The organism is Klebsiella sp. KPN54798, from assembly GCF_021184225.1.
Taxonomy (GTDB): Bacteria; Pseudomonadota; Gammaproteobacteria; order Enterobacterales; family Enterobacteriaceae; genus Klebsiella; species Klebsiella pneumoniae.
Map to the genome: position 1 here is coordinate 1627866 of NZ_CP089234.1, position 15661 is coordinate 1643526.

At 60.6% G+C, this 15661-nt stretch carries 14 protein-coding genes; 9 read left to right on the forward strand and 5 right to left on the reverse strand.

The features are described from left to right. Positions 1 to 70: 70 nt before the first annotated feature. A complete protein-coding gene (gene dld, locus LPQ25_RS07995; protein ID WP_002912827.1) occupies positions 71 to 1816 on the reverse strand; it encodes a D-lactate dehydrogenase in 1746 nt (581 codons plus the stop codon). Positions 1817 to 2010: 194 nt separating this feature from the next. On the opposite strand from dld, the gene bglX reads away from it, so the two are divergent. From bglX to LPQ25_RS08020, 5 genes are all read left to right on the forward strand, one after another. Continuing rightward, entirely contained in the window at positions 2011 to 4308 is a 2298-nt protein-coding gene (gene bglX / locus LPQ25_RS08000) for a beta-glucosidase BglX (protein ID WP_015875047.1), read from the forward strand. A gap of 136 nt (positions 4309 to 4444) precedes the next feature. After that, the gene (gene osmF / locus LPQ25_RS08005) at positions 4445 to 5362 is read left to right on the forward strand and encodes a glycine betaine ABC transporter substrate-binding protein OsmF (protein WP_004144225.1); all 918 of its coding nucleotides are present in this window, start codon (positions 4445 to 4447) and stop codon (positions 5360 to 5362) included. Positions 5363 to 5369: 7 nt separating this feature from the next. After that, positions 5370 to 6527: an ABC transporter permease gene (locus tag LPQ25_RS08010; RefSeq protein WP_004144224.1), complete on the forward strand. Its 1158-nt coding sequence runs from the start codon at positions 5370 to 5372 to the stop codon at positions 6525 to 6527. Then, positions 6520 to 7467 carry an ABC transporter ATP-binding protein gene (locus tag LPQ25_RS08015; protein ID WP_014907199.1) on the forward strand — a complete coding sequence of 316 codons (948 nt, stop codon included), beginning with the start codon at positions 6520 to 6522 and terminating at the stop codon, positions 7465 to 7467. The genes LPQ25_RS08010 and LPQ25_RS08015 overlap by 8 nt, the downstream gene beginning before the upstream one ends. Then, complete coding sequence (locus LPQ25_RS08020; protein WP_004180609.1) at positions 7451 to 8188, forward strand: ABC transporter permease; 738 nt, start codon at positions 7451 to 7453, stop codon at positions 8186 to 8188. The genes LPQ25_RS08015 and LPQ25_RS08020 overlap by 17 nt, the downstream gene beginning before the upstream one ends. Here LPQ25_RS08020 and LPQ25_RS08025 read toward each other — a convergent pair. Then, positions 8163 to 8276 carry a protein YohO gene (locus LPQ25_RS08025; RefSeq protein WP_002912762.1) on the reverse strand — a complete coding sequence of 38 codons (114 nt, stop codon included), beginning with the start codon at positions 8274 to 8276 and terminating at the stop codon, positions 8163 to 8165. The two genes, LPQ25_RS08020 and LPQ25_RS08025, sit on opposite strands and share 26 nt — an antisense overlap. 229 nt (positions 8277 to 8505) lie before the next feature. On the opposite strand from LPQ25_RS08025, the gene LPQ25_RS08030 reads away from it, so the two are divergent. From LPQ25_RS08030 to LPQ25_RS08040, 3 genes are read left to right on the forward strand one after another with little or no spacing between them, the layout of a single operon-like run. Continuing rightward, positions 8506 to 10194 (forward strand): sensor histidine kinase, encoded by a 1689-nt coding sequence (locus LPQ25_RS08030; protein WP_002912760.1) that lies wholly within the window; start codon positions 8506 to 8508, stop codon positions 10192 to 10194. Beyond that, positions 10188 to 10907 carry a two-component system response regulator BtsR gene (gene btsR / locus LPQ25_RS08035; RefSeq protein WP_004144215.1) on the forward strand — a complete coding sequence of 240 codons (720 nt, stop codon included), beginning with the start codon at positions 10188 to 10190 and terminating at the stop codon, positions 10905 to 10907. Before LPQ25_RS08030 ends, btsR begins: the two co-directional genes overlap by 7 nt. A gap of 47 nt (positions 10908 to 10954) precedes the next feature. After that, a complete protein-coding gene (locus LPQ25_RS08040; RefSeq protein ID WP_002912756.1) occupies positions 10955 to 11425 on the forward strand; it encodes a YehS family protein in 471 nt (156 codons plus the stop codon). Positions 11426 to 11539: 114 nt separating this feature from the next. Here the strand turns inward: LPQ25_RS08040 and metG are convergent, their stop codons facing one another. Further along, positions 11540 to 13573: a methionine--tRNA ligase gene (gene metG / locus LPQ25_RS08045; RefSeq protein ID WP_002912753.1), complete on the reverse strand. Its 2034-nt coding sequence runs from the start codon at positions 13571 to 13573 to the stop codon at positions 11540 to 11542. A 153-nt stretch (positions 13574 to 13726) separates the two neighbouring features. Between metG and apbC the strand changes: the two genes are divergently transcribed. After that, positions 13727 to 14836, forward strand: a complete 1110-nt coding sequence (apbC, locus tag LPQ25_RS08050; protein WP_002912751.1) for an iron-sulfur cluster carrier protein ApbC — start codon at positions 13727 to 13729, stop codon at positions 14834 to 14836. Here apbC and LPQ25_RS08055 read toward each other — a convergent pair. After that, complete coding sequence (locus LPQ25_RS08055; protein WP_004189070.1) at positions 14833 to 15294, reverse strand: GNAT family N-acetyltransferase; 462 nt, start codon at positions 15292 to 15294, stop codon at positions 14833 to 14835. The two genes, apbC and LPQ25_RS08055, sit on opposite strands and share 4 nt — an antisense overlap. After that, positions 15269 to 15586 (reverse strand): RcnB family protein, encoded by a 318-nt coding sequence (locus LPQ25_RS08060; protein WP_002912749.1) that lies wholly within the window; start codon positions 15584 to 15586, stop codon positions 15269 to 15271. Before LPQ25_RS08060 ends, LPQ25_RS08055 begins: the two co-directional genes overlap by 26 nt. Between the last annotated feature and the right edge of the window lie 75 nt (positions 15587 to 15661).

Consider the following 15661-nt stretch of genomic DNA (forward strand, 5'->3'; position numbering starts at 1 on the left):
TCTGCCGGAGAAACATTCTCCGGCGTGCAGCGTAATACAGAAGCGCCAGGCTGAATAGTCCTGCCGTCGATTATTGCGGATCCGCCGGAGAGGCTGGCGTCGGGGCCGCTTCACCCCAGTATTTCTGCTTGCTGGTTTTACCAATCCCCGGGTTCATGCTGTTGGTGGGATCGTTCTGGCGATAGAACTGCTGCAGGCTCTCCGGGGCCTCATACAGATGACCCACGTTATGCTCCGCCGGGTACTGGGCGCCGCGCGCTTTCAGTAACTCCAGCATTTTTTCCTTCAGCGCGTGGGCGTCGACCCCTTTCCTGACGATGTAATCCTGATGGAACACATGGCACATAAAGTGGCCATAGTAGAGCTTATGCACCAGCTGGCTGTCGATTTCGGGCGGCAGATGTTCGAACCACTCGGTATCGTTACGGCGCAGGGCGATATCCAGCGCCAGAATATCTTCGACTTCGTCGGCATGCACCGCCTGATAGCGGATTGCCGCGCCGGCGGCGGCAAAGCGATGGAGGAACGCCTTGCTGCCTTCCTCCGGCGTACAGGCGAAGAAATCCCCCTCGGCCTGCTGGAAGTACTCCGTCAACCAACGCTGCGCTTCTTCGATGCCGTCGCCAGCCATCTTCAGTAGCAGATGATGTTCATATTTATCACGCCAGGTTTTCATCCGCTCCGGTAAATGCGCCGGGAAGACGTGGCCGAGCTTCTGCATAAAGCGGTCGGTAAAGTGCGGCTTAAACAGCGAGACTTTCTCCAGCATCGCGTCGGTGCGCCCCTTCATGGTGAAGAAGAACGGCATTTTGTCGGTGCCGAGCTTGTCGATCATCAGGAAGGTGTCTTTGCCATACTTCTCGGCGATATCGTAAATATCGCGGTGCATATATTCCCCCGCCACCGGCAGATGCTGGAACTCGGCGAGGATATGGCGGCGGATCTCGGTCAATACCTGCGGCTGGTTGGTGCCAATGTAAAACACCTGCTGGCGCTTTTCCGCCGGGAAAGTATCGAGACGCACGGCGAAAACCGCCAGCTTGCCGGCGCAGCCGGAGGATTCGAACAGGCGGTCCGGGTCGGCGTTATAGCGCGCCGGGGTGTCGGCATCGACATCGCGTACGCGGGTGACATAGTCGTGATCGTGGGCGTGGCGGCCGTCGTGCAGGACATCGCTATCGCTAATCCGTTCGTCATCGAGGCGGCTGAGGATCTGCTCCGGCGTGCTGCCGAGATCGATGCCCAGATGATTGACCAGCTTCAGCTTGCCGTCGGCGTCAATCTGCGCGAACAGCGACATCTCAGTGTAGGCCGGCCCGCGCTGCACCAGCGAGCCGCCGGAGTTGTTGCAGATCCCGCCGATGACCGACGCGCCGATGCATGACGAACCGATCACCGAGTGCGGTTCGCGTCCCAGCGGTTTGAGCGCTTTTTCCAGCGAATAGAGGGTGGTGCCGGGCCAGGCCAGCACCTGCTCGCCTTTGTCCAGCAGATGCAGTTTGTCCAGGCGCAGGGTGCTGATAATCACGATCTCGCGATCGTAATCATTGCCGTTGGGGGTCGAACCTTCGGTCAGGCCGGTGTTGGCCGCCTGCATCAGAATAATTTTATCGGCGTCTACGCAGGCGTTGAGCACGCGCCAGAGCTCCAGCAGGGTACCGGGAAAGACAACCGCCAGGGCCTCGCCCTGACCGGAGCGGAAGCCTTTGCGGTAGCGCTGGGTTTTTGCCGGGTCGGTCAGCAGATGCGAAGGGCCAACCAGGCGCGCCAGGTCAGCCAGAAACGTTTTATGGGTGTCAGTGGGTGCAGATGACATGTTCCACTCCTTGTGGTGGTGCGCGAAATATCGAGGATAAGCATAGCGCTTTGTATGACAATTTGATGCATGAATGTTTCGCAAAAATCAGAGAAGAACCTTAGCATTCTGCGGGCGCGTTGTTTATATATATGGCAAACTGCGGTTTTTATTATGTTTTACCGAGTCCCCGTCTGAGATAAAGCGAGATAACAATGAAATGGCTCTGCACTGTAGGCGTCGCCGTGAGTCTGGCGCTGCAACCCGCGCTGGCGGATGAACTGTTTGGTAACCACCCCCTGACCCCGCAGGCGCGGGATGCCTTTGTCACCGACCTGCTGAAAAAAATGACGGTGGACGAGAAAATCGGCCAGCTGCGTCTGATAAGCGTTGGCCCGGATAACCCGAAAGAGGCGATCCGTGAAATGATCAAGAACGGTCAGGTGGGGGCGATTTTTAACACCGTTACCCGCCCGGATATCCGTGTAATGCAGGATCAGGTGATGCAGCTTAGCCGCCTGAAGATCCCGCTGTTCTTTGCCTACGATGTGCTGCACGGTCAGCGTACCGTGTTTCCGATAAGCCTCGGCCTGGCCTCGTCGTTTAACCTTGATACGGTGAAGACCGTGGGCCGCGTGTCAGCTTATGAAGCCGCCGATGACGGCTTGAACATGACCTGGGCGCCGATGGTCGACGTCTCCCGCGACCCGCGCTGGGGACGCGCTTCCGAAGGGTTCGGGGAAGACACCTATCTGACCACGATGATGGGCCAGGCGATGGTGGAGTCGATGCAGGGCAAGAGCCCGGCGGACCGCTATTCGGTGATGACCAGCGTCAAGCATTTCGCCGCCTACGGCGCGGTGGAGGGCGGGAAAGAGTACAATACGGTCGACATGAGCCCGCAGCGCCTGTTCAACGACTATATGCCGCCGTATAAAGCCGGGCTTGATGCCGGCAGCGGCGCGGTGATGGTAGCCCTGAACTCGCTGAACGGCACCCCGGCGACCTCTGATTCCTGGCTGCTGAAAGACGTCCTGCGCGACCAGTGGGGCTTTAAAGGCATCACCGTTTCCGACCACGGCGCCATCAAAGAGTTGATTAAGCACGGCGTGGCCTCCGACCCGGAAGACGCGGTGCGCGTAGCGCTGAAGTCCGGCATCAACATGAGCATGAGCGACGAGTATTACAGCAAGTACCTGCCGGGGCTGGTGAAGTCCGGCAAGGTGACCATGGCCGAGCTGGATGATGCCACCCGACACGTGCTCAACGTGAAATATGATATGGGACTGTTCAACGATCCCTACAGCCACCTGGGACCGAAAGATTCTGACCCGCAGGACACCAATGCGGAAAGTCGTCTGCATCGTAAAGAGGCGCGCGAAGTGGCTCGCGAGAGCCTGGTGCTGCTGAAAAACCGTCTTGATACGCTGCCGCTGAAAAAATCCGGCACTATCGCGGTGGTGGGCGCGCTGGCGGACAGCAAGCGCGACATGATGGGCAGCTGGTCCGCGGCCGGGGTGGCCGACCAGTCGGTGACCGTCCTGACCGGCATCAAAGAAGCGCTGGGCGATAACGGCAAAGTGATTTACGCCAAAGGGGCGAACGTCACTGACGATAAAGGTATTGTCAATTTCCTTAACCTGTATGAGAACGCAGTGCAGGTTGACCCGCGCTCGCCGCAGGAAATGATCGACGAAGCGGTCGCGGCGGCGAAGCAATCCGATGCGGTGGTCGCCGTGGTGGGCGAGGCGCAGGGCATGGCGCATGAGGCCTCCAGCCGGACCGATATCACCCTGCCGCAGAGCCAGCGCAATCTGATTGCCGCTCTTAAAGCCACCGGCAAACCGCTGGTGCTGGTGCTGATGAACGGGCGTCCGCTGGCGCTGGTGAAAGAGGATCAGCAAGCCGATGCGCTGCTGGAGACCTGGTTTGCTGGCACCGAAGGCGGCCACGCCATCGCCGACGTGCTGTTTGGCGACTACAACCCGTCGGGCAAGCTGCCGATGTCTTTCCCGCGCTCGGTGGGGCAGATCCCAACCTACTACAGCCACCTGAATACCGGCCGGCCGTATAATCCGGAGAAGCCGAACAAGTACACCTCGCGTTACTTCGATGAAGCCAATGGCCCGCTGTATCCGTTTGGTTACGGCCTGAGCTACACCACCTTTAGCGTCTCCGATGTCAACATGTCGTCGGCCACCATGCCGCGCGATGGCAGCGTGACCGCCAGCGTGCAGGTGACCAACACCGGCAATCGCGAAGGGGCGACGGTGATCCAGCTCTACCTGCAGGACGTCACCGCCTCCATGAGCCGGCCGGTGAAAATGCTGCGCGGCTTTAAAAAGGTCACCCTCAAACCGGGCGAAACGCAAACCGTTAGCTTCCCAATCGACGTCGACGCGCTGAAGTTCTGGAATCAGCAAATGAAATACGTTGCTGAGCCGGGCAAATTCAATGTCTTTATCGGCGTGGACTCCGCCCGCGTGAAGCAGAGCGAATTTGAGCTGCTGTAAGGCATCGCTCTTAAGTCCAACGTCACGCTTTAAAGGCCGATTAATCGGCCTTTTCTTTTTCGCATCGCTGGCAAATGGGCTACGCTTTTCTCTTAAGCTTCTGTAAGCGAAGCGCAAAAGAACTGAGGGAAGCGGGATGAAGATGGCAATGAAATGGTCCGGCGCGCTGGCGCTGGCCGCCCTGATAAGTTTACCGCTGCAGGCGGCGGAGCCGGTGAAGGTCGGCTCGAAAATTGATACCGAAGGCGCGCTGCTGGGCAATATGATCCAGCAGGTGCTGGAAAGCCACGGCGTAAAAACGATTAATAAAATCCAGCTCGGCACCACGCCGGTGGTGCGCGGGGCGATTGTCGCCGGCGAGCTGGATATCTACCCGGAATATACCGGCAATGGCGCCTTCTTCTTCAAAGATGAAAACGACCCGGCGTGGAAGAATGCCCAACAGGGCTATGAGAAGGTGAAGCGCCTCGATCAGGAGAAACATCAGCTGGTATGGCTCACCCCGGCGCCGGCCAACAACACCTGGACTATCGCCGTGCGCCAGGACCTGGCGGAGAAAAATAAGCTGACCTCGCTGGCCGACCTCAGTCGCTACCTGAAGCAGGGCGGCGAATTTAAGCTGGCGGCTTCGGCGGAATTTATTGAGCGCCCGGACGCGCTGCCGGCGTTTGAAAAAGCGTATGGCTTCAACCTCAACCAGAACCAGCTGCTGTCGCTGGCCGGGGGCGATACGGCGGTGACCATCAAAGCGGCGGCGCAACAGACCTCCGGCGTTAACGCGGCGATGGCCTACGGCACCGATGGCCCGGTGGCGGCCCTGGGGTTACAGACGCTGAGCGACCCGCAGGGCGTGCAGCCGATATATGCCCCGACGCCGGTGGTGCGCGAGGCGGTGCTCAAGGCCTACCCGCAGATCGCCGACTGGCTGCAGCCGGTCTTCGCCAGCCTCGATGAAAAAACGCTGCAGCAGCTGAACGCCCGCATTGCGGTGGAGGGCCAGGATGCGAAGCGCGTGGCGGCAGATTATCTGCAGCAGAAAGGCCTGCTGAAGTAAGCCACCGGTGACCATTCGCTGTACTCATCGCGTCGGCCTGCTGCTGACAGGTCTGCTGCTGGTTACGCTGGCGCTGCCGTTTATTACTTACGCGCCGAATCGCTTACTCTCCGGCGAAGGGCGCGGGCTGTGGCAGGTAATGCCCTGGCTCGCCGGCGTTCAGCTGGCGGCGGCCCTTGCCGGGATGCTGCTTTGCTGGCTGCCAGGCAGGGCCGCGCCGCTTCTTCACCTGCTGCTGGCCGAACTGCTCTTCCCGCTGCTTATCTGGGGCAGCGGCCAGGCGGCGCTTGAGCTCTCCCGCCACGGCTCGCCGCTGGCGCGCACCTCGCCCGGCAGCGGCCTGTGGTTGTCGCTGGCGCTTTGTCTGCTGCTGGCCAGCGAGGCCATCCGTCATCTTACCGTCCGGCCGCTCTGGCGCTGGCTGCTCAATGCGCAAGTCTGGCTGTTGCCCATCATCCTGCTCGCTATCGGGGCGCTCGATCAGCTCTCCTTGCTGAAGGAGTATGCCAACCGTCAGGAGGTATTTGATGACGCCCTGCGCCAGCATCTGCTTCTGCTGTTCGGCACCCTGCTGCCGGGCCTGCTGATTGGCCTGCCGCTGGGGGTATGGCTGTGGCGGCGTCCGCGCTGGCAGGCGCCAGCTTTCACCGCGCTCAATGTGATCCAGACTATTCCGTCGGTAGCGCTTTTTGGCCTGCTGATTGCGCCGCTTGCCGGTCTGGCGCGTTATTTCCCGACGCTGGGCGAGCTGGGCGTCTCCGGGACCGGCGTGGCGCCAGCCCTGATCGCTCTCACTCTCTATGCGCTACTGCCGCTGGTGCGCGGGGTGGTGACCGGCCTGCAGCAGGTACCGCAGGATGCCCTGGAAAGCGCGACGGCAATGGGCATGAGCGCCGGGCAGCGCTTTCGTCAGGTGCAGCTTCCGCTGGCGATGCCGGTACTGCTGCGCAGCCTGCGGGTGGTCAGCGTGCAAACCGTCGGCATGGCGGTAGTGGCCGCGCTGATCGGCGCCGGCGGCTTTGGCGCGCTGGTTTTTCAGGGGCTGCTGAGCAGTGCGCTGGATCTGGTGCTGCTGGGCGTGGTGCCGACCATTGCCCTGGCGGTGGTGGTGGATGCCCTGTTCGCCCTGTGGGGCGCCTGGCTAAAAGGAGAGGCCAATGATTGAATTTCAAGGGGTCAGCAAAGTGTTTGCCGGCCACCCGGCGGTGAAGGACCTGACCCTGGAGCTGCGCGAAGGCGCTTTCTCGGTGCTGGTGGGGACTTCCGGCTCGGGCAAGTCGACGACGCTGAAGATGATCAACCGTCTGCTGGAGCCGGACCGGGGCACTATTCGCTTTGCCGGCGAGGACATTCGCCAGCAGCCGGTCCTGACCCTGCGGCGGCGGATGGGCTATGCCATCCAGTCCATCGGCCTGTTTCCCCACTGGACGGTGGCGCAGAATATCGCCACCGTGCCGCAGCTGCAAAGATGGCCGCAGGCAAGGATCGCCGACCGGATCGACGAGCTGATGGCGCTGCTGGGGCTGGAGGCGACGCTGCGCGACCGTTACCCGCATCAGCTCTCCGGCGGCCAGCAGCAGCGGGTGGGGGTGGCGCGGGCGCTGGCGGCAGATCCGGAGGTGCTGTTGATGGATGAGCCCTTCGGCGCCCTCGACCCGGTGACCCGCGAGGCGCTGCAGCAGGAGATGCTGCGCATCCACCGTCTGCTGGGACGGACGATTGTGCTGGTGACCCATGATATTGACGAAGCGCTGCGTCTGGCGGACCACCTGGTGCTGATGGACGGGGGCGAGGTGGTCCAGCAGGGGGCGCCGCTGGAGATGCTCCTGCGACCGAAAAATAGCTTTGTACAGACCTTTTTTGGTCGTAGCGAGCTGGGCGTGCGCCTGCTGTCGCTGCGCGAGGTGGGGGACTATTTGCGTCCCGACGAACGGCTGGCGGGCGAGGGGCTGACCGTCACCATGACCCTGCGGGAAGCGCTGTCGCAGTTTGTCGCCCGGCGCTGCGAGACGCTGCCGGTGGTCGATGCCGAAGGCAGGCCCTGCGGTACGCTGCATTTTGCCGATCTGCTGCGTCAGGAGATGAGCCATGAAGGCGCTTCGTGAGCCGCTGTGGTGGCTTATCGCGCTGTTTATCGGCCTGCTGGCAGGGCTGCCCTACAGCGCGCCGCTGTTCAGTCGGCTGTTCCCGGAGCTGCCGCGGCCGGTCTACCAGCAGGAGAGCTTCTGGGCGCTCACTCTCGATCACGGCTGGCTGGTGGTGGCGTCCAGCCTCGCGGCAACGGCAATCGGGCTGGGGGCTGGGGTGGCGGTCACCCGGCCCGCCGGCGGCGCGTTTCGTCCGCTGGTGGAGACCATCGCCGCTATCGGGCAGACCTTTCCGCCGGTGGCGGTGCTGGCGATGGCGGTGCCGGTGCTGGGCTTTGGCTGGCTGCCGGCGCTGATAGCCCTCGCGCTGTATGGCATACTGCCGGTGCTGCAGGGGACGCTGGCCGGGCTGGGTTCGATACCGCCGGGGGTGTCAGGTGTGGCTGAAGGGATGGGAATGACCGGCTGGCAGCGTCTGTATAAGGTGGAGCTACCGCTGGCGGCCCCGGTGATCCTGGCGGGGATCCGCACCTCGGTCATCGTCAATATTGGTACCGCGACCATTGCCTCGACGGTGGGGGCCAGTACGCTCGGGACGCCGATCATCATCGGCCTGAGCGGCTTTAATACCGCCTATATTGTTCAGGGGGCGCTGCTGGTGGCCCTGGCGGCGATTATCGTCGACCGCGCGTTTGAGCGTCTGACCCGCTGGATCAGCCGACACCGCCACGCACAATAAAGGAATAGCCGGCCAGCATTACGCCGCTGATCCCGCCGATGGCCATAAGTAAGAAGAGGGTGACGACCGCGATTTTCGCTGGCTTCATAATAGGCTCCTGATGTTAACAGGGGGATTATACGGTGAAGCGCAGGTGTTAATGAAACATTAATTGCGGTTTAGCGCGCCGCGCCGGGCTTTTTGCCGCGTTTGCTGCGCAACGCGCCGCAAAAAAGTGTGATCCTGGCCGTCATTTTTCATTTTTATGCAGGGCTTCAAAGAAAGTTTTCGCCAGGCAGGGTATGGTACGCGCTTTCAGGCATGTGTGGTTTGCGGGTATGTACGAGTTTGATCTGGTGTTGCTGCTGCTTCAGCAGATGTGCGTATTTTTGGTCATCGCGTGGTTGATGAGCAAAACCCGACTGTTTATCCCCCTGATGCAAGTCACCGTTCGCCTGCCGCACAAGCTGCTGTGCTACGTCACCTTCTCCATTTTCTGCATTATGGGGACCTATTTCGGTCTGCATATCGAAGACTCCATCGCCAACACCCGCGCCATCGGCGCCGTGATGGGCGGCCTGCTCGGCGGGCCGGTGGTCGGCGGGCTGGTAGGGCTCACCGGCGGCCTGCACCGCTACTCGCTGGGGGGAATGACCGCCTTAAGCTGCATGGTCTCCACCATCGTTGAGGGGCTGCTGGGCGGTCTGGTGCACAGCGTGCTGGTCAAACGCGGCCGGCCGGACAAAGTCTTTAGCCCGCTGACCGCCGGGGCGATCACCTTCGTGGCCGAGCTGGTGCAGATGATGATCATTCTGCTGATTGCCCGCCCGTTCCAGGACGCCCTGCATCTGGTGCAGAGCATTGCCGCGCCGATGATGGTCACCAATACCGTCGGAGCGGCGCTGTTTATGCGCATTCTGCTGGATAAACGGGCGATGTTTGAGAAGTACACCTCCGCCTTTTCCGCCACGGCGCTGAAGGTGGCGGCGTCCACCGAGGGGATCCTGCGTCAGGGATTCAACGAAGAGAATAGCATGAAGGTGGCCCAGGTGCTGATCCAGGAGCTGGACATCGGCGCGGTGGCGATCACCGATCGCGACAAGCTGCTGGCGTTTACCGGCATCGGCGACGACCACCATCTGCCGGGCAAGCCTATTTCCTCCTCGTATACGCAACGGGCGATTGAGACCGGGGAGGTGGTCTACGCCGACGGCAACGAGGTGCCTTACCGCTGCTCGATTCATCCGCACTGTAAGCTGGGGTCGACGCTGGTGATCCCCCTGCGCGGCGAGAACCAACGGGTGATAGGCACCATTAAACTGTATGAGGCGAAAAATCGCCTGTTCAGTTCGATCAACCGCACCCTCGGGGAGGGGATTGCCCAGCTGCTGTCGGCGCAGATCCTCGCCGGACAGTACGAGCGGCAGAAGGCGCTGCTGACGCAATCCGAAATCAAGCTCCTGCACGCCCAGGTCAACCCGCACTTCCTGTTTAACGCGCTTAACACGCTGAAGGCGGTGATCCGCCGCGACAGCGATCAGGCCGGCCAGCTGGTGCAGTATCTATCGACCTTCTTTCGCAAGAACCTGAAACGGCCGACGGAAATTGTCACTCTTGCCGATGAGATCGAGCATGTTAACGCCTATCTGCAGATTGAGAAGGCTCGCTTTCAGGCTAACCTGCAGATCCAGATGGCGGTGCCGGAAGGGCTGGCGCATCACCAGCTGCCGGCCTTTACCCTGCAGCCGATCGTGGAGAACGCCATTAAGCATGGTACATCGCAACATCTTGGCGTCGGCGAAATTACCATCCGCGCCAGCCAGGACGATCGCTGGCTGCAGCTGGATATCGAAGATAACGCCGGGCTGTACCGGGCCAACCCCCAGGCCAGCGGGCTGGGGATGAATCTGGTGGACAGGCGGCTGCGGGCGCGTTTTGGCGCCGACTGCGGCATCAGCGTCACCTGCGAGCCGGAGCGCTTTACCCGTGTCACCCTACGTCTGCCCCTGGAGGAGAATGCATGCTGAGAGTATTGATCGTCGATGATGAGCCGCTGGCGCGGGAAAACCTGCGCATTTTGCTGGAGACACAGCGCGATATCGAGATCGTCGGCGAGTGCGGCAACGCGGTGGAGGCCATTGGCGCGGTGCATAAGCTGCGTCCCGACGTGCTGTTTCTCGACATCCAGATGCCGCGCATCAGCGGTCTGGAGATGGTCGGGATGCTCGACCCGGAGCACCGCCCCTATATCGTGTTTCTCACCGCCTTTGATGAATACGCGGTGAAAGCCTTTGAGGAGCATGCCTTTGACTATCTGCTGAAGCCGATTGAAGCTGCCCGGCTGGAGAAAACCCTCGCCCGCCTGCGCCAGGAGCGTAATCTGCAGGATGTGTCGCTGCTGGATGATGCTCAGCAGACGCTGAAATACATTCCCTGTACCGGCCACAGTCGTATCTGGCTGCTGCAGATGGAGGATGTGGCCTTCGTCAGCAGCCGGATGAGCGGCATCTACGTGACCGACCGCGAGGGAAAAGAGGGCTTTACCGAACTGACCCTGCGCACCCTTGAGAGCCGCACGCCGTTGCTGCGCTGCCATCGCCAGTATCTGGTGAATATGGCGCACCTGAAGGAGATTCGCCTGGAGGAGAATGGTCAGGCGGAGCTGCTGATGCGCGCCGGGCAAACGGTGCCGGTGAGCCGACGCTATTTAAAAAGCCTGAAAGAGGCGATTGGCCTGTAAAGCTGGTACACTGCGCCCCATTGCATCATCGACAGTAAAAGGCCCTCATGCTCAGTAATGATATTCTTCGTAGCCTGCGCTACACCCTGAAAGTCAATAATAACGATATGGTGCGCATTCTCGCGCTCTCCGCTATGGAATCCACCGCCGCCAGCTTCGACACCTGGACGACGAAAGAGGATGAAGAGGGCTTTGTTCGCTGCCCGGACATTATCCTGTCGGGTTTCCTGAACGGCCTTATCTATGACAAGCGCGGCAAAGATGATTCGGCCCCGGAGCTGGCGCTGGAGCGTCGGGTGAATAACAACACGGTGCTGAAAAAGCTGCGGATCGCCTTCTCGCTGAAAACGGACGATATCCAGGCGATTATGAGCGAGCAGAAATACCGGGTGTCGGTGCCGGAGATCACCGCCATGATGCGCTCGCCTGACCACAAAAACTACCGCGAGTGCGGCGACCAGTTTCTGCGCAATTTCCTGCGCGGACTGACCCAGCGGGTGCATAACCCGAAGGCGTGATTTTTTGCCGGGAGGCGGCTTCGCCTGACCCGGCCTACAACGACTGCCCCCGGGCGCGTGCTAGCATAGCGCCGCCGGGCAAAAAAAAGCCGGAGATACTCTCCGGCTTTTTTGTTATTTCACCTGCTGACCCGGCTTGGCGCCGTCGTCAGGGCTTAACAGGAAGATATCCTTCCCGCCAGGGCCGGCGGCCATCACCATGCCCTCGGAGATGCCGAAGCGCATTTTGCGCGGCGCCAGGTTGGCGACCATCACCGTCAGGCGACCAATCAGCGGCTGCGGATCCGGATAGGCGGAGCGGATGCCGGAGAAGACGTTACGTTTTTCGCCGCCGAGATCCAGCGTCAGGCGCAGTAGCTTGTCGGAGCCCTCGACGAATTCCGCGTTTTCAATCAGCGCCACGCGCAGATCGACTTTGGCGAAATCGTCAAAGGTGATGGTCTCCTGAATCGGATCGTCCGCCAGCGGACCGGTGACCGGCGCCGCGGTGGCTTTCACCTCTTCTTTAGAGGCTTCTACCAGGGCTTCCACCTGCTTCATCTCGATACGGTTGTACAGCGCCTTGAACGGATTGACCTTATGCGCCAGCAGCGGCTGCTGAATGGCGTCCCAGCTCAGTTCGCTGTTGAGGAACGCTTCCGCACGCGCGGCCAGCTGCGGCAGGACCGGCTTCAGCCAGGTCATCAGCACGCGGAACATATTCAGGCCCATGGTGCAGATGGCCTGCAGGTCGGCGTCGCGGCCTTCCTGTTTCGCCACCACCCACGGCGCCTGCTCGTCGACGTAGCGGTTAGCCACGTCGGCGAGGGCCATGATTTCGCGGATGGCCTTACCGAACTCGCGGCTGTCCCATGCTTCGCCGATGCTTTCCGCCGCGTCGGTGAAGGTTTTGTACAGCGCCGGGTCGGCCAGCTCCGCGGCCAGCACGCCGTCGAAACGCTTGCTGATAAAGCCGGCGTTGCGCGAGGCGAGGTTAACCACCTTGTTGACGATGTCGGCGTTCACGCGCTGCACGAAATCTTCCAGGTTCAGGTCGATGTCATCGATGCGTGAAGAGAGCTTGGCGGTGTAGTAGTAGCGCAGGCTGTCGGCATCGAAATGATTTAACCAGGTGCTGGCCTTGATAAAGGTGCCGCGCGACTTGGACATCTTGGCGCCGTTGACCGTCACGTAGCCGTGTACGAACAGGTTAGTCGGCTTACGGAAGTTGCTGCCTTCCAACATCGCCGGCCAGAACAGGCTGTGGAAGTAGACAATGTCTTTGCCGATAAAGTGATACAGCTCGGCCGTGGAATCTTTCTTCCAGTATTCGTCGAAGCTGGTGGTGTCGCCGCGCTTGTCGCACAGGTTCTTGAAGGAGCCCATGTAGCCGATCGGCGCGTCCAGCCAGACGTAGAAATATTTGCCCGGCGCGTTGGGAATTTCGAAGCCGAAGTACGGCGCATCGCGGGAGATGTCCCACTGCTGCAGGCCGGATTCGAACCACTCCTGCATCTTGTTCGCGACCTGCTCCTGCAGGGCGCCGCTGCGGGTCCACGCCTGCAGCATTTCGCTGAACGACGGCAGGTCGAAGAAAAAGTGCTCGGAGTCACGCATCACCGGCGTGGCGCCGGAGACCACCGATTTCGGGTCGATAAGCTCGGTAGGGCTGTAGGTCGCGCCGCACACTTCGCAGTTATCGCCATACTGGTCCGGAGATTTGCACTTCGGACAGGTGCCTTTCACAAAACGGTCCGGCAGGAACATGCCTTTTTCCGGATCGTAGAGCTGAGAGATGGTGCGGTTTTTAATAAAACCGTTCTCTTTCAGGCGGGTGTAGATAAGCTCCGACAGCTCGCGGTTCTCGTCGCTGTGCGTCGAGTGATAATTATCATAGCTGATGTCGAAGCCGGCGAAATCGGTCTGATGCTCCTGACTCATTTCGCCAATCATCTGCTCCGGAGTGATACCGAGCTGCTGCGCTTTGAGCATAATCGGCGTGCCGTGGGCGTCGTCGGCGCAGATGAAGTTGACCTCGTGGCCGCGCATTCGCTGGTAACGGACCCAGACATCAGCCTGGATGTGCTCCAGCATGTGGCCGAGGTGGATGGAGCCGTTGGCGTACGGCAGGGCGCACGTTACCAGAATTTTCTTCGCGACTTGAGTCATAGTGAGCATTACATCTTCTGTTGTAAAAAGGGCTTCCGATATTACCAAAAGGGCTGTGGGTGCGCCATAAATGGCTGCCCATATATGGATAATCGTTACCTGTGATAAACTCTGTGATTACTGAAAGCATCTCAAAACAACAAAGGAGTCGGGATGAATTCGCAATCCCAGGCCAAATCCCCTGAGCGCCTACGTGCGATGGTCGCCGGGACGCTGGCCAATTTCCAGCACCCAACCCTGAAGCATAATCTCACCGCCCTTAAGGCGCTGCACCATGTCGCCTGGCTGGACGATACCGTCCATATTGAACTGCAAATGCCGTTCGTCTGGAGCAGCGCCTTCGAAGCGCTGAAAGAGCAGTGCAGCGCCGAACTGCTGCGCATCACCGGCGCGAAGGCCATCGACTGGAAGCTGACCCACAGCATCGCGACCCTCAAGCGGGTGAAAAACCAGCCCGGGGTCAACGGCGTGAAAAACATTATCGCCATCAGCTCCGGCAAAGGCGGCGTCGGTAAATCTTCTACTGCCGTAAACCTGGCGCTGGCCCTGGCGGCGGAAGGGGCGAAGGTGGGCATTCTGGATGCCGATATCTATGGTCCGTCGATTCCGACCATGCTGGGTGCGGAAGACAGCCGCCCGACCTCGCCGGACGGCACCCATATGGCGCCGATCATGAAATATGGTCTGGCAACCAACTCCATCGGCTACCTGGTGACCGACGACAACGCCATGGTCTGGCGTGGGCCGATGGCCAGCAAGGCGCTGATGCAGATGCTGCAGGAGACGCTGTGGCCGGACCTCGACTACCTGGTGCTGGATATGCCGCCGGGCACCGGCGACATCCAGCTGACCCTGGCGCAGAACATCCCGGTGACCGGCGCGGTGGTGGTCACCACGCCGCAGGACATCGCGCTGATCGACGCCAAAAAAGGCATCGTGATGTTCGAGAAAGTGGAAGTGCCGGTGCTGGGGATCGTGGAAAACATGAGCATGCATATCTGCAGCAACTGCGGGCACCACGAGCCTATCTTCGGCACCGGCGGCGCGCAAAAACTGGCCGAGAAATACCACACCCAGCTGCTGGGCCAGCTGCCGCTGCATATTACGCTGCGGGAAGATCTGGATAACGGCACGCCGACGGTGGTGGCGCGTCCGGACAGCGAATTTACCGACATCTACCGCCAGCTGGCGGGCCGGGTGGCGGCCCAGATGTACTGGCAGGGAGAAGTGATCCCGGGTGAGATTGCCTTCCGCGCCGTTTAAGGCCGCGGCGAGCGCATTAGCCAGTATCTGCCCTCGGGCGACGCGCCCTGTGCTTCGATGGTCCAGCCATGACGCTGGTAGAAGCGCAGGGCGTTTTTATTTTCCATCAGGCACTTCAGCGTTCCGCTGGCGGTAAAGGTCCGTTCGACCTGCGCCAGCAGCGCGCTGCCGATATGTTTGCCCTGCCAGTCGGGGTCGACAAACAGATGGTGAAGGAAATTATCGGCGGTCCATACGGCGGCAAAGCCCACCGGCTGGCCGTCACATTCCGCGACCCACAGCTGTTCATCCGCAGTGGCGGCATCGAAATCCTCCAGCCGCCACGCCGCGGCGGGAAGCCAGGTCCACGATAAACTGCGCGCCCGCAGGAAGATCTGGCGCAGCGCCGGAGAGTCCGCTGGCTCGCCGGGGCGGACGTGGAGATTGCGCGGATCAGCGATGATAGAAGATCTCGCCATCGTACACTTTGAGGATTTTGCCTTCGGTATCGGTGATCAGCACGTAGTTACCGCCCATATAGGTCCAGTGGCTGCCGGCGTCCGGCGCAGGCAGGTTACGCTGCTGCCACTGTTTAATGTTGTATTCCGGGGTGAGATACATCGCCGGAACGGTGTCGCCGATGTGAAACTGGGTGAAATCGGCGGTGAACTCTTTCAGCGCATACTGATCGATCCCCGCGGCAGTAGCCGTCCAGCTGGCGCCAGCGGTGGCAAGAAGTACGCCCAGAAGCATCATTTTTGTTTTACGCATAGTTTCCTCAATATTACCTGGACTCAAAATAGCAGCCTCGTATCATTCCTGATGCGTTGCTGAAATGGCAAGCAC